This window comes from Photobacterium sp. GSS17, from assembly GCF_028621875.1.
GTDB classification, from domain to species: Bacteria; Pseudomonadota; Gammaproteobacteria; order Enterobacterales; family Vibrionaceae; genus Photobacterium; species Photobacterium ganghwense.
Window position 1 is genome coordinate 530,054 of sequence record NZ_CP117517.1, and the last position, 18,332, is coordinate 548,385.

The window sequence follows — 18,332 nt, forward strand, 5'->3', positions numbered from 1 at the left end:
AAGCAGTGTTACTGCATTTTTTTGACAGTCATCCTGACCGTCCAAAACTTACCTAAGCACTGTTTCCTTTCCACGTTTTTATTGTTGTTCAGGTACGGCTAAAGGTATTCATGTGCTTCCAGCGACCTTTCACGTTAACGGCTAATTACAGAAAGGTCAAACATTGTTCGCGGGTTTAACAAACCGTTAGTATTTGGTGCGCGGGAGGCAAAGAATGCGACGGAGTTAACAAATTGAAAGTGAATAAATATGACGTTCAGGAAAACGAAAAGCATAAAAAACCGGCCTGGTTAGGCCGGTTTGTTTTATATGCTACAAATACTGATTTTGGCAGCGATTCTGCCCTTAGGCAGAAAGCATCAGGGAGTCGGCTTTCGCTTCCAGATTGCTGTTGCCCATCAGGTAAGCATCAATTTCACGGGCGCATTCACGTCCTTCATTGATACAGCGGACGACCAGCGATTGGCCGGTTCGCATGTCACCGGCGGCAAAAATGCCTTTCTGGTTGGTGGCGAAGCCTTGGGTGGCCACGTTGCCGCGTTCATCCAGGGCGATATCCAGCTGTGCCAGCACCCCGTGTGGTTCCGGATGCAAGAAGCCCATCGCCAGGAAGGCCATATCACAAGGGATAATGCGCTCTGACCCTGGGATTTCCTCAAACCCCGGACGCTCGCCTGGCTTGGCATCCTGCCACTGAATATCGGCAATACGCAGGGCTTTGACATTGCCTGCTTCGTCGCCGATAAACTCTTTGGTCAGGATGTTCCAGTGACGTTCACAGCCCTCTTCGTGAGACGTCGAGGTCCGCAGGATCATCGGGTAAGACGGCCATGGCTGATTCACTGGGCGTTTTTCCGGCGGCATCGGCATGATCTCCACCTGAGTAATGCTGGCCGCACCGTGGCGGTTAGAGGTGCCGACACAGTCGGAGCCGGTGTCACCGCCACCGATGACCACCACGTGTTTGCCTTTGGCATGGATTTCTTCCGTTTTCAGATCCATGTTGTTGGCGCGGCGGTTGTTCTGTGCCAGAAATTCCATGGCAAAGTGAACGCCTTTCAGCTCTCGGCCCGGGATGGGCAGGTTACGCGGAACGGTGGAACCACCGGTCAGCAGCACCACATCAAAGTCTTGACGCAGCTGTTGGGCATTGATGTTCACCCCCACATGCGCGTTGACTTCAAATTTGATCCCGGCGTCGGCCATCAGGTTGATTTTGCGATCAATGATGTCCATGCCGAGCTTGAAATCCGGAATGCCAAAGCGGAGCAGGCCACCCACTTTTTCGTCGCGCTCAAACACGGTCACGCTGTGACCGGCGCTGTTTAGCTGCTCGGCGGCGGCGAGGCCGGATGGTCCGGAACCAATGATCGCCACGTTTTTGCCGGTACGGCTGCGAGGCGTTCTCGGTTTGGCGTACCCTTCACGGTACGCCGTCTCGACAATGGTTTTCTCGATATTACAGATGGTGATCGGATCCTGATTGATCCCCAACACACAACTGCTTTCACAAGGTGCCGGACAGACACGACCGGTAAATTCCGGGAAGTTGTTGGTTGAGCTCAGGATATTCCAGGCCTCTTCCCAGCTGTCGCGGTAAACCGCGTCATTAAACTCCGGAATGATGTTGCCGATAGGACAACCGTTATGGCAAAACGGCACCCCACAGTCCATACAACGCGCAGCCTGCGTGTTGATTTTCTCTCCGAACTCTTGGTTCAGGACAAATTCCTTGTTGTCCTGAATTCGTACGCTCGGGTCAACTTTCTTTGGCAGCTCGCGGCCAAATTCCAGAAATCCAGTAGGCTTACCCATCGATGGCCTCCAACACGTCCTTGTCTGCGACGTCTGCCTCTGCAACTGTCGCTTGTTCTACTTCCGCTTTGCGCTTCTCGAGTGCCGCTTTGTAGTCGCGCGGCATTACCTTAACCATTTTGCCCAGATTGGCTTCAAAATGTGCCAAGAAGGTCTGTGCGACGGTACTGCCGGTGTATTCCACATGTTTGGTCAGCATGTCTCGCAACAGGGCCTGGTCGTCACTGTCCAGAGGATCCAAGTCAACCAGCTCAGGGTTGAGTTTGGTCGCGAAGTCGTCAAACTGATCCCAGACATAGGCCACCCCGCCGCTCATCCCAGCGGCAAAGTTGCGGCCGGTCTGACCCAGGATGATCGCCACCCCGCCGGTCATGTATTCACAACCGTGGTCGCCGACACCTTCTACAACCACATGGGCACCGGAGTTGCGCACACAGAAGCGCTCACCGGCCTTGCCGCGGATAAAGGATTCACCGGATGTCGCGCCATAGAAGCAGACGTTACCGACCACGATGTTGTCTTCCGGCACGATGTCGGCGCGGGCATCCGGGTACAGCACCAGCGTACCGCCGGATAAGCCTTTGCCCCAGTAGTCATTGGCATCGCCTTCTACGGCGAACTTGACCCCTTTGGCCAGGAAGGCGCCGAAGCTCTGTCCGGCAGAGCCGTTGAACTTGATGTTCATTGGCTGCGGCAGGCCTTTGTCTTTGTAGATCTTGGAGATCTCGTTCGACAACATGGTGCCGGTGCTGCGGTCGGTATTGATGATGTCAAATTCCGCCTCAACCGGTTTGCCTTCATACAGGGCAGGGGCGGCAACCTCGATCAGCTTACGATCAAGCACGTCTTCCAGGCCGTGGTTCTGCTCACGCTGGTTGTAGATGCCGTCTTCGTCACGTGGCTGCTCGATGAACAGCACCGGGCTGAGATCGAGGTTCTGGTATTTCCAGTGGCCGATATTGTCACGAACTTTCAGTTTCTGCGCCTGACCAACCATTTCGTCTATCGTACGGAAGCCCAGTTCAGCCATGATTTCACGCAGGCCCTGTGCCATGTAATGGAAGAAGGTCACTACGTCTTCAACGCGGCCATCAAAGCGCTCGCGCAGGGATTTATTCTGGGTTGCGATACCCACCGGACAGGTGTTCTTGTGACACTTACGCATCATGATACAGCCTTCCACGACCAGCGCGGCGGTGGCGATCCCCCATTCTTCGGCACCCAGCAAAGTGGCAACCGCCAGGTCGCGCGGCGTTTTCATCTGGCCGTCTGACTGGACAACGATTCGGTTACGCAGGCCGTTTTTCAGCAGCGTCTGGTGGGTTTCAGCCAGTCCCAATTCCCACGGCAAGCCGGTGTGACGAATTGACGACATCGGTGATGCCCCTGTTCCGCCGTCAAAACCGGCAATCAGGACCACATCGGCTTTGGCTTTGGCAACGCCGGAGGCGATGGTGCCGACCCCGGCTTCGGATACCAGCTTGACGTTAACCCGTGAGGTGCGGTTGGCATTTTTCAGGTCATAGATCAGCTGCGCCAGATCCTCAATCGAGTAGATATCGTGGTGCGGCGGTGGTGAGATCAGGCCGACGCCCGGCGTGGAGTGACGGGTTGCCCCGATCCAGTCATCGACTTTATCTCCCGGTAACTGACCGCCTTCTCCTGGCTTGGCGCCCTGTGCCATCTTGATTTGCAGCTCATCGGCGTTGGTCAGGTAGTATGACGTGACCCCGAAACGACCGGAGGCAACCTGCTTGATGGCTGAGCGTTCCCAGTCACCATTGTCTTTTTTCTCGAAACGCGCCGGATCTTCACCGCCTTCACCGGAGTTGGATTTGGCGCCGATACGGTTCATCGCGACGGCCAGCGTCGAGTGCGCTTCATAGGAAATCGAGCCGAAACTCATCGCCCCGGTAGCAAAACGCTTGAGGATGTGCTCAACCGGTTCAACGTCATCGAGCGGTACGGCACCCGCCGGGTTTTTCACAAATTCCAGCTGACTGCGCAGGGTCGCCGCATGGTCTCCCTGATCATCGACGGTTTTGGCGTATTGTTTGAACTGAGCATAGTCTTTGTTACGGGTCGACTGTTGCAGCAGCGAAATGGTTTCCGGATTGAACAGGTGTTTCTCACCACGCTGTTTCCACTGGTAGACCCCGCCTACATCCAGCATCTGGATAGGCACTTCGCGGGTCGGGTAGCCGACACGGTGACGGATCAGCACTTCTCTGGCGATGTCGTCGATAGTCAGCCCCTGAATACGAGAGACGGTGCCGGTGAAGTATTTGTCGATCACCGTTTTGCTGATCCCCAGCGCTTCAAAAATCTGAGCGCCGTGGTAGGATTGCAGGGTCGAAATCCCCATCTTTGAGAAGATCTTGAGCAGGCCGCCGTTGATCCCTTTGCGGTAGTTTTCAAACAGCGCTTCCGCGGATGTTGCCGGATCCAGCTTGCGGGTACGTTGCAGATCCACAATGGTTTCCGTCACCAGATACGGGTTGACGGCATTGGCCCCATAGCCAAGCAGGGTGGCAAAATGGTGGGTTTCACGGGCGTCACCGGTTTCCACTACGATGTCACACTTGGCGCGCAGACCTTTGCGGATCAGGTGATGGTGAACCGCTCCCACAGCCAGCATGGCCGGAATTGCCGCATGGTTGGAGTTCACGGCGCGGTCCGTCAGGATAATGATGGAGTAACCGTCGATCACCGCATCTTCCGAGTATTGGCAGATCCGCTTCAGAGCTCGTTCCAGTTTGCCCGGTTCTCCACTGGCGCGGAACACGATATCCAGCGTTTTCGCCTGCAAGTGCTCATTGTCAATGGCACGCAGTTTTTCCAGCTCGGCGTTGCTCAGAACCGGGGATTCCAGTTCCACTTTCTGACAGTGCAGCGGGGTTTCGGTCAGCAGGTTCTGATCTTTACCCAGATAGGTGTTGAGCGACATCACCATCCGTTCGCGGATTGGGTCAATCGGCGGGTTGGTCACCTGAGCAAACAGCTGCTTGAAGTAATTCGATAAATGCTGGGATTGGTGTGACAGCACAGCCAGCGGCCAGTCGGCCCCCATGGCGGTCAGAGGCTCGTAGCCTGTCTGGGCTAGAGGCACGATAATGTCGTTCACTTCTTCCGAGCTGATGCCGAAGGCTTGCTGGTGATGCAGCAGGCGTTCCGGTGAGGGCTGGTGATGCACGTTCCCGGCATCCGGCAGCGCTTTCAGGCTCAGCAGGTTGTCTTGCACCCATTGCTCGTAAGGTTGAGCCGATGCGATGGTATCTTTCACTTCCTCATCGGAAATGATGCGGCCTTGTTCCAGATCGGCAACAAAGATCCGGCCCGGCTGGAGGCGGCCCCTGAACTGGATATTTTCCGGCGCGATTTCCACCACGCCCGATTCTGAGGCCATGATCAGGAAGTCGTCTTTGGTCACGGTATAGCGAGACGGGCGCAGACCGTTTCGGTCCAGCGTGGCCCCGACCTGAACGCCGTCGGTAAAGCAGACCGAAGCCGGGCCATCCCACGGTTCCATCAGGTTGGCGTGGTACTGGTAGAACGCACGACGCTTCGGATCCATGGTTTTGTTTTCCTGCCAGGCTTCCGGGATCAGCATCATCAGTGCGTGCGGCAGGCTGCGACCGGAAAGTACCAGCAGTTCCAGTGCCATGTCGAAGTTGGCAGAATCGGAGCTGCCTTCCTGACAGATTGGCAGCAGCATGTCGATTTCCTGCTGGGTAAACAGGTCGGATTCCAGAATGGCTTCGCGGGCTTTCATCCAGTTCAGGTTACCGCGCACGGTGTTGATTTCACCGTTGTGGGCTATGTAACGGAAAGGCTGAGCCAAGCGCCATTTCGGGAAGGTGTTGGTTGAAAAGCGAGAGTGAACCAGCGCCAGCGCCGTGACCATCGACGGGTTTTGCAGGTCCAGGAAATATTGCGGCACTTGTTCTGTGGTCAGCTGGCCTTTGTAAACCAGCGTCTTGTATGACAGAGAGTTAATGTAGAAATCGTCACCGATATTCGAGATGCTTTCCAGGCACACACGGATGGTGTAATTGCGCAGCACATACAGTTTACGTTCCAGCGCCGCTGGCTCCAGGCTCGGGCCACCGCTGATGAACACATGCTCAAACTGGGGTTCGGTGCTGAGCGGGTCTTCCCCGATCATCGAGTTATCGACCGGCAACACCCGGTAGCCCAGCACTTCCAGATCCAGGCGTTTGGCATTGCGCTCCAGAATGTCGCGGCACTGCTGACGTTTGTATTCATCTTTCGGGAACAGAACGACCCCCACGCCGTACTGATCAAACGACGGCAGACGAATCCCCTGTTTTACGGCTTCCTCCAGGAGGAATTCGTGGGGTTTCTGCAGCAAAATACCGGCACCATCACCACTGCATGGGTCACAACCCTGACCACCACGGTGCTCCATACGGGCAAGCATATCCAGGGCCTGGGTGACAATGTCGTGGGATTTTCGGTTCTTGAGGTGGGCTACAAAGCCGATACCACAGGCATCGTGCTCGAGTTCAGGCACATACAGGCCCTGAGCATTCAGCTCTTGCTCTGTCATAGATACTTCCTTCCAGTTGCAACAAGTACCTTCCGGGCACTTGAGTTATCCCTATGATTATTGTTCCGATCGGCGTCAGCCTATGGTGGACTCCTGTCCGGCTGTGCCGATGGCGTTGCTGTGGGATGTTGTCTGTCAAAGCAAACGAAATGCTGTTGTTCTTTGCTCTGGTATGCAAAAGCACTACAGCTCTGAGGGTAGGCAACATAAACCGTTACAAAACGTGAGGTTCAGTTGCTTTTATTGTTCATTAATTGCACACAGCTGTAACTATCCTACATTTTTGATTTATTAATTACCAACAAAAATTGGCCCCTGAAAAGCCTGAACGAGGTGCTCTTTGAATAGTTTTTTAATTTTATTTGGCTAAATATTCGATAATGGTTCTCATTTTGCATATTTTGGGAGGGTGTTGGTCAAGTAAGTAAAAAGCCAATAAGGAAGTGGAATGTTCTTTACATTCTTAAATGTAGGTTATTTTCATCTTGGCGAAATGAATTAAAAAGTATCTTTCTTGCTTTGGCACAAGTTTGGAATGTGCTGAGACTGGTACGCTGTGCGGCTCTTTGTTACTCCCTGCAAGCCGAGGAAAAACAGAATGCAACTGCATGAGCTGGTGAATACATTTGGCCAGGATTTACAGCGCCGCTACGGTGAAAAAGTCCATAAACTGACCCTGCACGGTGGATTCAGCTGTCCCAACCGGGACGGTACGATCGGGCGCGGAGGGTGCACGTTTTGCAATGTGGCCTCTTTTGCCGATGAGCAGGCCCAGTATCAGCCCATCAGCGTCCAGCTGGCGACGCGCGCCGGAGAAGTGAACCGGGCCCGGCGCTATCTGGCTTATTTTCAGGCATACACCAGTACTTACGCGGAAGTACATCGCCTGGAACAGATGTATGAAGAAGCCTTGCGTACCACCGATATTGTCGGACTGTGTGTAGGAACCCGCCCGGACTGCGTGCCGGATGACGTGCTGGCCCTGCTGGCCGGGTATCAGCGGCAGGGCTATGAAATCTGGCTGGAGCTGGGGCTACAGACCGCCAATGATAAAACCCTGAAGCGCATTAACCGCGGTCACGACTTTGCCTGTTATCAGACGATAGCCCGCCGTGCCCGTGAGCTGGGACTGAAAGTGTGTGCTCACCTGATTGTCGGCCTGCCGGGGGACTCCCGTGAGGATAATCTGGCAACGATCGATCAGGTGGTGGCGACAGGCGTGGACGGTATTAAGCTTCACCCGCTCCATATTGTTGAAGGCAGCAAAATGGGGCAGGCCTGGAAAGCCGGCCGTTTGGCAGCCCTGTCGCTGGAAAGTTACAGCGCGATTGCGGCGGAGATGATCCGGCGTACCCCGCCGGAGGTGGTGTATCACCGGGTGTCGGCCAGTGCCCGCAAACCGACCCTGCTGGCGCCGGAATGGTGTGAAAACCGCTGGCTGGCGATGACCGAAATCGGCCGTGATCTGAATGTGAACGGCGGACAAGGTGCGGCATTGGGAGCCCCCTTCGACGTTGTACGGGCTCAGCCTCTCAAATAGTGCAATCAGTAGCAAACGGAAGGTTAAGATCTGTGCGGGTTCTGTGTTAGATTACGAGTCACTATGAGCTTTTACTCCGTTGTCATGACGAATTTTCGATGCGCCGCGTTACTCTCATTCCTTTTTCATCACGGGCTGTCTGCTGCGATCCGAGCCCGTCTTATCAGTGTTGTCGGCTGGGGACTAACCGGACCGGCCATGGCGGCGCAGCCGGAGTCGTTTGAAAGCTCTGCCCTGCAATATACCTTGCTGCTTCTGGTACTGGTGGTCAGCTGCGGCTTTCTGACCCTGCTGATCAGTTACCTGAGCTCTGTCTCTTTTCGCCGGCTGCACCGTCTGCTGACGGCCATGCCAATGGCTGTCGCGATTGTGCGCAGTAAAGACGGTCAGCTGGTTTATGCCAACCGCGCCTGCCGTGAGCTGCTGGGGGTGCGCAAAATCAATGACCGATATCTCTATCCTGATGCGCTGAGTGCGACCATGCTGTGTGACTTTTTGCGCCCGCTGGCCAGTCTGTCGGAGTTCGTTCATGTCCGTGATGAGCTGCCGGGTGTCGATGGTAAGCCGATTGCTCTCTCTATTTCCGGACAGGCTATTCGCTGCCGATGGCAAGACTGCTGGCTGCTGTCGATCGTGCCGGACAAGGCCGCACAGAGGAACCAGATCAAGCTGGAGGAGGAGCCCAAACTGTTCCAGCAGGTGCTGAACTCCCTGTCAGAACTGGTGTATTTCCAGAACAATGCGGGCGAAGTGATTGGCACCAATAAGGCGTTCGATCGCTTCTGGCGCGGCCGGTATGACGAAGGTATGGAAAGCATTAAAGAGGTCGGGCGAATCGGCAACAGTGCCAGCCACACCTGGACCACGGCACCGGACGGTACCAGCCGCCTGCTGGAGTCTAACCGCACGCAACTGGTGGATGACAATGGCGGCGTGTTCGGTACCCTGAGTATCAGTCACGATGTGACGGACTGGCATGAAATGCAGGAAGTGCTGAAAAGCGAAATCGAAAAGCGGGAAATCACGGAGCAGGAGCTGGCACAGCGCAACAGCCTGCTCGATACCATCCTCAGCGCCAGCCGTGATCCGATCGGCATGTATAACGAGCAAGGGGTGTATGTTATCTGCAACGAGCCTTTTGCCCGTGCGCTTGGCCATACACAGACAGGGCTTCTGGGGAAAAGTGCCCGGGATGTGCTGACGGGTGAGCAATATGAGTCGTTCTGTCAGACGGATCAGAAGGTGATCAACGAAGGGCGCAGCATCAAAACGGACGATTATGTGGTGCTCGAAGACGGTACGCCGATCTGGTACGAAGTGCTTAAATCGCCGTATTTGGATCCGACCGATGGCACCAACGGCGTGTTGGTGATGGCCCGGGATGTGACGGAGCGCAAGATGGCAGAGCAACAACTGGCCGATGCCATCATGGAGCTGCAGGAGATGAGCTTTGTCGACAGCCTGACCAAAGTGGCCAATCGCCGCAGTTTTGACGAGCAGATGCGTAAACTCTGGTTCAGCCACATGCGGGAGCAGCAGCCGCTGACCCTGATCTTGTGTGACATCGACTACTTCAAGGCGTTTAATGATAATTACGGTCACCAGCAGGGGGATTTCGCCCTGCGTGAGGTGGCGAAAATTTTCAGCAGCGTCATCAAACGGGAAACCGATGAAGTTGCCCGCTACGGCGGTGAAGAATTTGCTTTCTTGTTACCCAATACGGATCTGCCCGGCGGCGAAGTGGTGGCGGCTGAAATTCATCAGGCGCTGGCAGATGTCGGCCTGACCCACCTGTATTCTGAAGTGGATACCAAGCTGACGGTCAGCCTCGGGGTTGCCACTCTGACGCCACAGCCGAATCAGGATTATGGCGAACTGGTTGAAATGGCGGATATTGCGTTGTACAAAGCCAAAGCTGCCGGACGTAACTGCACCATGTCGCTGACCGCGGTGGCTGACCTCGCCGGGGCGGACACGAACCACCGTTGATTAGCTCCCGCGTCTGGTAGGCCTTGGTAACAACCGGCGGACGAGGGGCATTCTCGTCTGTCAATCCATTCTGAAAGACCTACCGGCGAAATTCTCTCCATCTTTACCCACCCCGAGCCACTCGGGGAAGGGAGCTCTCGTGCCAAACTGTGAGCCTAAACCGGGTATTCCGTCATGACCGTTTGGGATCTGGCAACTCGCCCAGTATCATAAACTCAGCAGTAATGACTGGGATTAAAGAATGAAACAAATCAGGGTTCTGGCGCAGTTCTATGTAGATCTGCTGGTGAAGCTCGGGATTATCCGCTTTAGCATGTTGCTGGCCTTGGCGCTGGTGGCACTGGCGGTGGTCGTCCAGATTGGTGTCACACTGGTGATGCAGGGCGAAGTACTCAATATTGATATCGTGCGTTCGGTGACGTTTGGTCTGTTGATCACACCGTGGGCGGTGTATTTCCTTTCTGTTGTGGTGGATCAGCTGGAAGAGTCGCGCCAGCGGCTGTCAAAACTGGTGACCAAGCTGGAAGAGATGCGCTCGCGCGATATGCAGCTCAACAAGCAGCTGCAGGCAAATATTTCCCAGCTCAATCAGGAAATCGAAGAGCGGAAAAAAGCAGAAGAAGCCCGTGAAGAAGCCATGCGGGATCTGGAGAACGAAGTGTACCAGCGGGAAAATGCTCAGCTGGAACTGGCGGAGCAAAGCGCGCTGCTGAAGTCGTTTCTCGATGCTTCGCCGGATCTGATTTACTACCGTAACGAAAAAGGGGAGTTCTCCGGCTGCAACCGGGCGATGGAAGAACTGACCAACCGCACCGAGAAACAGCTGGTCGGTCTGACGCCGTGGGATGTCTACAGCGAAGACATCGCGCGCAAGATTGTGGAAACCGACCAGCAGGTCTTCCAGCAGAATGTTTCCCTGACTTACGAGCAATGGCTTGAATACCCGGATGGCCGCAAAGCGGTGTTCGAGCTGCGAAAAGTACCGTTCTACAGCCGTGAGGGACGGCGCCTGGGGCTGATGGGCTTTGGCCGGGATATCACCGAGCGCAAGCAGTATCAGGATGCTCAGGAGAAAGCCAGCCGTGACAAAACCGCCTTTATTTCGACCATCAGCCATGAACTGCGTACCCCGCTGAACGGCATTGTCGGTCTGAGCCGGATGCTGATGAACTCGTCGCTGAACGAAGAGCAGCGTGGTTACATGCGAACGATTTACGTCAGTGCCATTACCCTCGGCAATATTTTTAACGACATAATCGATATGGATAAATCGGACCGCCGTCGTCTGGAACTGCTGCCTAAACCACTCGACTTTGAAGCGTTTGTGTCGGAAATGGGCACTATCTCGGCGCTGATGGCCGAGCAGAAAGGGCTGAGGTTTGACCTTGAGCGCCTGACTGATTTGCCACACGGGATTGAAGTTGACGGTACCCGGCTGCGTCAGGTGTTGTGGAACCTGATCAGTAATGCCACCAAGTTCACCAAAGACGGCGGGGTAGTGATGTCGGTCAGCTGCGAGGTGGAAGACGATCAGGCGCAAATCACCTTCGAGGTTGAAGACAGCGGGATTGGGATCCCGAGTCGCGAACTTGAGAAGATCTTCGCCATGTATTACCAGGTGAAAGACGAAAACGACAATCTGCATGCAGTCGGCACCGGTATCGGACTGGCGGTATCCCGTCAGCTGGTGCAGATGATGGGCGGCGATATTACCGTGTCGTCGGAAGTGGGCGAAGGCAGCACCTTCACCGTGACCATTACCGCCCCAATCGCCGCGCTGGAGGACGATGAGGAAGAAGCCATGCCGCGTGTGCCGCAGGCCAGCCTGAACATCTTCATGGTGGAGGACATTGAGCTCAATATTACGGTGGCAAAAGCGCTGCTGGAGAGCCTCGGCCATGAAGTCACGATCGCGATGCGCGGCGAAGAAGCATTGGAAATGTTCGATCCGGAGTTGTATGACCTAGTACTGCTGGATATTCAGTTACCGGACATGACCGGTTTTGACATCGCGGCCCGTCTGCGGGAGCAGTATGACCACCTGCCAGCAATCGTCGCCCTGACGGCCAATGTGATTAAAGATAAAAGCGAATACCTGAATAAGGGCATGGATGATGCCATCAGCAAGCCGCTGAGCGTCAAAGCCATCACGGATGTGATTCAGAGCCTGGTGCTGACCTGCCCGCTGGATGAGGAAGAGGAGATAGATGAAATGCCTGAACCAACCCCTCAACTGAGTGATGACATGGTCAGCAAGCTGCTGGATCTGGAAATGCTCAGTTCGTATGTCGAGATTGTCGGGACGAAACCGGTTTATGACAGTATCGCGATGTTTGAAGCGAAGATGCCGGAGTACATTGCCATACTGGATTCCAACATGATGGCCAAAGATCAAGATGGCATTAAGTTTGAAGCGCATAAAATAAAAGGAGCGGCAGGCTCGATTGGTCTCAAACATATCCAGCAGGTCGCACAGAAAGCCCAGTCGCCGGAACTGCCGGCTTGGTGGGAAAACATCAATGACTGGGTCGATGAAATCAAAGACGGCTACCAGAATGATCTTCAGGTGTTGAAAGACTGGTTAGCCCAGCAGGAGTAGTGTGATGAAATTAAGGCAGCATGGGATCCTTCTGGCAATGCTGGCTGCGTTGGCCGGGTGCGGTGAACCGGATCAGGCCGATAAAGCCAAGGCGCCGGAAGCCGAGCAGCCGGTAGCGGTAGAAGAGCCGGTGAAATTGCCGGCTGAAGTGGATATCTGGCAATCCCCAACGGAGCTGGATCTGGAGGGGACCAAGGTCACGCTCCACAGTGCACTGTGGCTGAATACCATGCCGGTGATTGGTGAGGACGGCAGCGTCCCGGCCAACAAGCTGTTTGCTTCCATCAAAGTTGTCACCGCCGATGATAAGCCGCTGCCGAAAGGCGTGGAGATCATGCAGGTTATGATGGCGCAGGATGATGAGCAGTGGCTTAGCCAGAATAAGCTCGATGTTCGGGTGCTGGAAAAGCAGGGACTGGAAATTGCCATTAATGGCGGCCCTGAATGGCTGCCGGGCGGTAAGGCCAATATTGCGGTGACTTTACTGTATAAAGGGCAGGAGCATGTGTTGGTCGAAACCGGCGTGCTGCTGGAGCAGGCCCACTAAGCGTGTGACAACCTGCCAGAACCGAGCAATACAACAAACAAAAAAGGCTCCGTAAGGAGCCTTTTTTTAGGTCGTTTGCCGTTTATGTGGCGTGTCGTTTAAGTCGCACTCTGATATCGTTTCGTTCAGACAAAACTACTCTCGCCCGCCCGCAGCGAACAGTTAAACTGGCACCACACAAACCATCGCACTACCTAAACCACAGCATCAGATACACGCAGTGTGCACAGCGCTGAGCCTGTGGCGGGGTATCAGTGCGAAGATTACTCTTCGTCCAGATCGCCACAGAAACGGTAGCCTTCACCGTGAATGGTCGCGATGATTTCCGGTGTATCAGCCACAGATTCGAAGTGCTTACGGATACGACGGATAGTCACGTCAACCGTACGGTCGTGTGGCTTCAGCTCGCGGCCAGTCATTTTCTTCAGCAGTTCGGCACGAGTCTGGATTTTGCCCGGGTTCTCACAGAAATGCAGCAGAGCACGGAACTCAGAGCGTGGCAGCTTGAACTGATCGCCATTTGGGCTAACCAGAGAGCGGCTGTTGATTTCCAGAGACCAGCCGTTGAACTCATAACGCTCAACCAGACGCTTGTCTTCAGTCGGCAGACCCTGGTTCATCGCACGGGTCAGCAGGTTACGGGCACGGATCGTCAGTTCGCGTGGGTTGAATGGTTTCGTGATGTAATCATCCGCACCAATTTCCAGTCCCAGGATCTTGTCGACTTCGTTATCACGTCCGGTCAGGAACATCAGTGCCATGTCGCCTTGCTCACGCAGTTCACGGGCCAGCAACAGGCCGTTTTTACCCGGCAAGTTGATGTCCATGATCACCAGGTGAACTGGGTGTTCAGACAACATCTGATGCATTTCTTCGCCATCGTTGGCTTCAAAGACCGTATAACCCTCTGCCTCAAAGATGCTTTTCAGGGTGTTACGTGTAACGTGCTCGTCTTCTACAATTAGAATGTGAGGGGTTTGCATTGGCAGTACCTAATATCTAAAAACGGAATCTGGTCAAAAACAGAATAGTTAAATTCTATAAAAAAAATTCACATACAGGCAAAGTCGAGGGGAAAAGACGTGTAAGACCCATGGTTTGCCTGTTGGTACGCCATCCTTTAATCCAGCGTTTAGTATGATATTTCATTTCGCGCTGAAAAAAGCCCAAAATAGAGGGCATTGGCTTCTATTTCCGTGGGATGGCGACGATTGTATTCACTTAACAGCTCGCTAACAATAATTGGTTTTTGTTTCAGCGCTGCTTTCGGGCACTTTCTTGATTTATATCAAACCGTATGAAGTGTTTTACGACTCGCTACTTTGTTTAACATTCGCTACAAAAAAATGCATCGTGCCCAGGGGCTGTCAGATTATGTGTGAAAAACTCTCACTGTGGTGTAGCTACCAGTCAATCATCTTTAATCTCAAGCAACACCCTGTTTACCCTTGTTTTGCAATTCTAACAGCATTTAATCCGAGAAGCATTGTTCTTAGTAAAAGAGAAAACCTTGACCGCAATGCCCAAATGGTGGCGGAACTCAGCACTCTGGTGCCGGAGCTGTTGCCGATCACCTGCAGTGGGTTGGACGGGCAATGGCAGGAGCCGGGATTTGTGGTGCCACTGAGCTTGACCAAAGTGCGCCAGCTGGCTCGGCAATGGGAGCAGAATGCCATATATTGGGTTGAAGATAACGAATTGTTTTTAGTGCCGGTTTTAATTGAGGGCCAGGAGATACAAAGATTGGGAGATTGGCCGAGCTTTCTCTACACTTAACCAAAGAAGCACATTCATCAAAAGAAGCACAGGCAGTGCTTTCAGTCAGAAGGAGGGAAGAAAATGACAACAGCCCAGGAGCCAAAAATGCAGGATTTGACCCCGGACTTATGTGACAACTTTGAGGGAGAGGTTCGCTGGCTGCCATTGACGATGCAGGATTTTGGCGGACGCGATATTTTTTACGGTGAAGTGGTGACGTTGCGCTGCTTTGAAGACAACAGCCTGGTGCGTGACATTGTATCTCGTTCAGGTGTCGGTAAAGTGCTGTTTATTGATGGTCATGGTTCATGTAACCGGGCCTTGCTGGGAGACCAGCTTGCCTTGTTGGCACAGAAACACGGTTGGGAGGGAATTGTCGTCAATGGCGCTGTGCGTGACGCCGGTGCGCTGCGAACCATGGCACTTGGGGTAAAAGCCCTGGGAACGTGCCCGATCAAAACCGTCAAACGTCAGACAGGTGAAGAGAATGTGACCCTGACGGTTGCCCATACGCTGGTTTACCCCGGTGATATGCTTTACGCCGATCGCAACGGCATCGTGTTCAGCAAAGAGCCGCTGGACTTATCTAAACTGTAACGCCGCGGGGGCCAACACGGTTGTCCGCATGAAGCAATCTGCTGGCTCATGGAAACGGCTCTGGGATAGGTGAACGAGGTTGGCAGTTACCTGACGAGAAACGAAGGCTGGCGGTTGCGGCGGTAAAGACTAGCCATTTTCATGAATCACAAACGTGAAACACAAGACAGGCGTCAGGCATAAAAAACAGGCTCAGTGATCAACGGAGCCTGCTTTTTGTGCGCTGATGTCATTCGTACCAAGGTGGCATTGGCGTCACGGGGGCAGGATACCGTTCTGCTTAACCTGACTACGGTATGAGCTATAGGCATGAGTTAGAAACGAAAAGGCTAGAGGCTAAAAACGAAAACCTATGCCTACCTGATAGATCTGCTCAAGGGACTCGTAGTCCAGGGTCGCGTGCAGGTTGAGTCTGTCGGTGACCTCAAACTGGCTCGACACTTCCACCCCCATCACGGTTTCGCGATCTTCCGTTTCAGACGTCACGGCGCTTTGCAGGCTCAGACGCGGAGACAAGGAATACTTGACCCCGGACAGTAAGCCCCGGCTGGCCGGTTGCGTACTGGTCGACGTTTTCAGACGCGTACTTAAATAAACCTCGGTTTTGTCTGTCAGGGCGTACGTATAACCACTGTCGATCTGCCACAGATCAAACTGCTCCGCACCTCGGGACTGGGAGGTCAAAAACCACCCGGATTTCGATTTGTCATCCAGCAGAGTGAGCGGGTCGCTTTCTGCCGCTGCTGTCGGTAAGGCCACTACCAACAGGGTAATTGTGATTAGCAAATTACGCATTGATCACCTTCCCTGTTTTTCTTTTGTGAATTATTTATCCATTTCTTAGCAAAATAATACTAGGCTAGGTTGCCGGAAAAAGACACTCCACGTCAGAGCGTTTTCACAGGCTGCGCCCCTCTGCCATATTCTCTTTCTCGGGGTTGCCGTCGGTTACCTGAAAACGTGATAGCCGTAGCGAATTGGGGTAAGGGAATACATCCTCAAACAGCCCGTCGGTAATGTTATGCTGCAGGTGTTGCCAGTAAGCCGGATCAAACAGATCACTGTGCAGTTCCTCAAACAGCGCCCGTACTTTGGGGTTGATCAGCAGGAAGGTGCGAAACTCTTCCGGGAATACATCGTTAATACCGACGCTATACCAGGGCTCTGACGCCAGTTCATCTTCCGGGTGGCGTGGCGGCGGAATCCGCCGGAAATTCATCTCCGTCATGTAACTGATTTCATCGTAGTCATAGAACACCACCCGTTTGTGACGGGTCACCCCGAAGTTCTTGAACAGCATGTCGCCGGGGAAAATATTCGCAGCGGCCAGTTGTTTGATGGCTTTGCCGTATTCGTCCACCGCGTGGCGCAAGTCGTCATCGTTGGCCTGTTCGATATACAGGTTAAACGGAATCATGCGCCGCTCGGTATAGAGATGTTTGATGATGACCTGGGTATCGGTCACGGTAATGATGGACGGCGCTACGGCCAGCAGTTCGTCCAGTAGCTCGTCACTGAAACGGTGGCGGTCAAACGTAAAATTGCGGTATTCCTGGGTGTCAGCCATTCGGCCTACCCGATCATGTTCTTTAACCAGACGGTACTTTTCTTTGACGACCGCATGGCTGATATCTTTTTGCGGTGCGAATTTGTCTTTGATGATCTTAAACACAAAACCGTATGAGGGTAGGGTGAACACCGACATGACCATCCCTTTGATCCCTGGGGCGGGCACGAACTGATCATCCGAATTGGCCATATGACGCAAAAATTCACGATAAAGCTCGGTTTTGGCATGTTTCTGACAGCCAATCGCAGTGTAAAGCTCAGCTTTGGTTTTCTTGGGCAGCAGCTCTCCCAAAAAACGCACCAGTGCCGCCGGCGCCGGGGCATAGACCATGAAGTAGGAACGGGCGAAGCCAAACAGGATGCTGACGTCATCGACGTTGGTCAGGCAGGCATCGATAAAGAGTTCATTGTTGGCGGTGGTCAGCACTGGCAGAACCAGCGGGAAAAACTGGTAGTCATCAAGCCGGACCCGGCCAATCAGGTAAGCTGCCTTGTTCCGGTAAAAGGGCTCGCGGATCATCTCGATCACTGGCGGGGTACTCAGGGTATCGGGTAACACCGCCTGCAGCCGTTGGCTCAGCTCCTGAATATCACGGTATTTATCTTCCCAGCAAAGCGTAAAAGGGCAGTCATCCATCACCCGTTCCAGCAGCGTGTCCAGTCCTGCGCCGGTATTGTACAGCCGGGTCAGCGCGGTGGGATAGGAGGGAATCCGCCCTTCCTGGGAACTGTGCACAAACAGCTTGTCACGATTGATATTACGGTGCTCGAAAATACGGCAGTATACGGAATTAAAAAAACTTTCTGCAATGTCGTAGCGCGGATAGTCAAGCAGCAGATCTTCATAAGCATTTTTCACCGCCATCAGAAAACTGTGGCTGGCATACTGCTTTCCCAGCATGATCTGAATCTGACTGGTGACCAGACCAACGTGGTGGTCATAAAAATTAATCCGGGTTTTCAGTGCCTGCTGAACGGCGGGCCAGTCTTGCGATTCAAATCGCTCCTGAGCGCCAGCAGTCACATCAAGAAACCGTCCGTACATGGCGTCAAAGCCTTGCAGGATGGTGTGTGCGACGAGTTGTTCCATTGCAGAAGTCATTCGGGATCCCTCCGAATCTAACCTTAGCCTAATTAGGGCTGAGCATGTGTAAAAATAGCCGAGTGCTTAAATATCCATCGCTTCCTACTATGCATCCTGAGCCGAGTGACTGCAATCAATTGCGTTGATTTTCTGTCTTCGTTATATCCCTTTACGGCTGTTTTTTATGCGCTTGTGGCAATTAAAAGCCAGAATGGGATGAAATTGATGGTTGACTCATCAAAAGCTTTCCGGTAAACGTAGATA

The 18,332-nt window shown here is 53.6% G+C and carries 11 protein-coding genes; 6 read left to right on the forward strand and 5 right to left on the reverse strand.

Features of this window, described 5'->3' with window-relative positions; all coding sequences use genetic code 11:
- Positions 1-345: 345 nt before the first annotated feature.
- Together PGW97_RS02475 and gltB are read right to left on the reverse strand one after the other, a co-directional pair.
- Entirely contained in the window at positions 346-1,815 is a 1,470-nt protein-coding gene (locus tag PGW97_RS02475; RefSeq protein WP_273858526.1) for a glutamate synthase subunit beta, read from the reverse strand.
- A complete protein-coding gene (gene gltB / locus PGW97_RS02480; protein ID WP_273858527.1) occupies positions 1,808-6,385 on the reverse strand; it encodes a glutamate synthase large subunit in 4,578 nt (1,525 codons plus the stop codon). Before gltB ends, PGW97_RS02475 begins: the two co-directional genes overlap by 8 nt.
- A 598-nt stretch (positions 6,386-6,983) precedes the next feature.
- Here gltB and PGW97_RS02485 point away from each other — a divergent pair.
- From PGW97_RS02485 to PGW97_RS02500, 4 genes are all read left to right on the forward strand, one after another.
- On the forward strand, positions 6,984-7,925 hold the full coding sequence (locus PGW97_RS02485; protein ID WP_273858529.1) for a TIGR01212 family radical SAM protein: 942 nt from the start codon (positions 6,984-6,986) through the stop codon (positions 7,923-7,925).
- Positions 7,926-7,988: 63 nt separating this feature from the next.
- On the forward strand, positions 7,989-9,914 hold the full coding sequence (locus PGW97_RS02490) for a diguanylate cyclase domain-containing protein (RefSeq protein ID WP_273858531.1): 1,926 nt from the start codon (positions 7,989-7,991) through the stop codon (positions 9,912-9,914).
- 241 nt (positions 9,915-10,155) lie between these two features.
- Positions 10,156-12,513: an aerobic respiration two-component sensor histidine kinase ArcB gene (gene arcB, locus PGW97_RS02495; protein WP_047886444.1), complete on the forward strand. Its 2,358-nt coding sequence runs from the start codon at positions 10,156-10,158 to the stop codon at positions 12,511-12,513.
- 4 nt (positions 12,514-12,517) lie between these two features.
- Positions 12,518-13,060 (forward strand): hypothetical protein, encoded by a 543-nt coding sequence (locus PGW97_RS02500; protein WP_273858534.1) that lies wholly within the window; start codon positions 12,518-12,520, stop codon positions 13,058-13,060.
- A 263-nt stretch (positions 13,061-13,323) separates the two neighbouring features.
- On the opposite strand, the gene arcA is transcribed toward PGW97_RS02500, so the two are convergent.
- Positions 13,324-14,043: a two-component system response regulator ArcA gene (gene arcA / locus PGW97_RS02505; RefSeq protein WP_047886446.1), complete on the reverse strand. Its 720-nt coding sequence runs from the start codon at positions 14,041-14,043 to the stop codon at positions 13,324-13,326.
- Between the two features lie 391 nt (positions 14,044-14,434).
- Here arcA and PGW97_RS02510 point away from each other — a divergent pair, with 391 nt between their 5' ends.
- Both PGW97_RS02510 and PGW97_RS02515 read left to right on the forward strand, forming a co-directional pair.
- Positions 14,435-14,836, forward strand: a complete 402-nt coding sequence (locus PGW97_RS02510) for a DUF3293 domain-containing protein (protein WP_273858536.1) — start codon at positions 14,435-14,437, stop codon at positions 14,834-14,836.
- Positions 14,837-14,923: 87 nt separating this feature from the next.
- Positions 14,924-15,415, forward strand: coding sequence for a putative 4-hydroxy-4-methyl-2-oxoglutarate aldolase (locus PGW97_RS02515; protein ID WP_047886615.1), 492 nt, complete (start codon positions 14,924-14,926; stop codon positions 15,413-15,415).
- Between the two features lie 336 nt (positions 15,416-15,751).
- Here the strand turns inward: PGW97_RS02515 and PGW97_RS02520 are convergent, their stop codons facing one another.
- Positions 15,752-16,210, reverse strand: a complete 459-nt coding sequence (locus tag PGW97_RS02520; RefSeq protein ID WP_047886448.1) for a hypothetical protein — start codon at positions 16,208-16,210, stop codon at positions 15,752-15,754.
- Positions 16,211-16,313: 103 nt separating this feature from the next.
- Entirely contained in the window at positions 16,314-18,086 is a 1,773-nt protein-coding gene (gene aceK / locus PGW97_RS02525; protein ID WP_047886449.1) for a bifunctional isocitrate dehydrogenase kinase/phosphatase, read from the reverse strand.
- Positions 18,087-18,332 lie beyond the last annotated feature (246 nt).

Excerpts from the sequence above, each read along its gene's own strand:
- PGW97_RS02475 (WP_273858526.1), bottom strand. The coding sequence starts at position 1,815 with ATGGGTAAGCCTACTGGATTTCTGGAATTTGGCCGCGAGCTGCCAAAG.
- gltB (WP_273858527.1), bottom strand. The coding sequence starts at position 6,385 with ATGACAGAGCAAGAGCTGAATGCTCAGGGCCTGTATGTGCCTGAACTC.
- PGW97_RS02485 (WP_273858529.1), top strand. The coding sequence starts at position 6,984 with ATGCAACTGCATGAGCTGGTGAATACATTTGGCCAGGATTTACAGCGC.
- PGW97_RS02490 (WP_273858531.1), top strand. The coding sequence starts at position 7,989 with ATGAGCTTTTACTCCGTTGTCATGACGAATTTTCGATGCGCCGCGTTA.
- arcB (WP_047886444.1), top strand. The coding sequence starts at position 10,156 with ATGAAACAAATCAGGGTTCTGGCGCAGTTCTATGTAGATCTGCTGGTG.
- PGW97_RS02500 (WP_273858534.1), top strand. The coding sequence starts at position 12,518 with ATGAAATTAAGGCAGCATGGGATCCTTCTGGCAATGCTGGCTGCGTTG.
- arcA (WP_047886446.1), bottom strand. The coding sequence starts at position 14,043 with ATGCAAACCCCTCACATTCTAATTGTAGAAGACGAGCACGTTACACGT.
- PGW97_RS02510 (WP_273858536.1), top strand. The coding sequence starts at position 14,435 with ATGTGTGAAAAACTCTCACTGTGGTGTAGCTACCAGTCAATCATCTTT.
- PGW97_RS02515 (WP_047886615.1), top strand. The coding sequence starts at position 14,924 with ATGCAGGATTTGACCCCGGACTTATGTGACAACTTTGAGGGAGAGGTT.
- PGW97_RS02520 (WP_047886448.1), bottom strand. The coding sequence starts at position 16,210 with ATGCGTAATTTGCTAATCACAATTACCCTGTTGGTAGTGGCCTTACCG.
- aceK (WP_047886449.1), bottom strand. The coding sequence starts at position 18,086 with ATGACTTCTGCAATGGAACAACTCGTCGCACACACCATCCTGCAAGGC.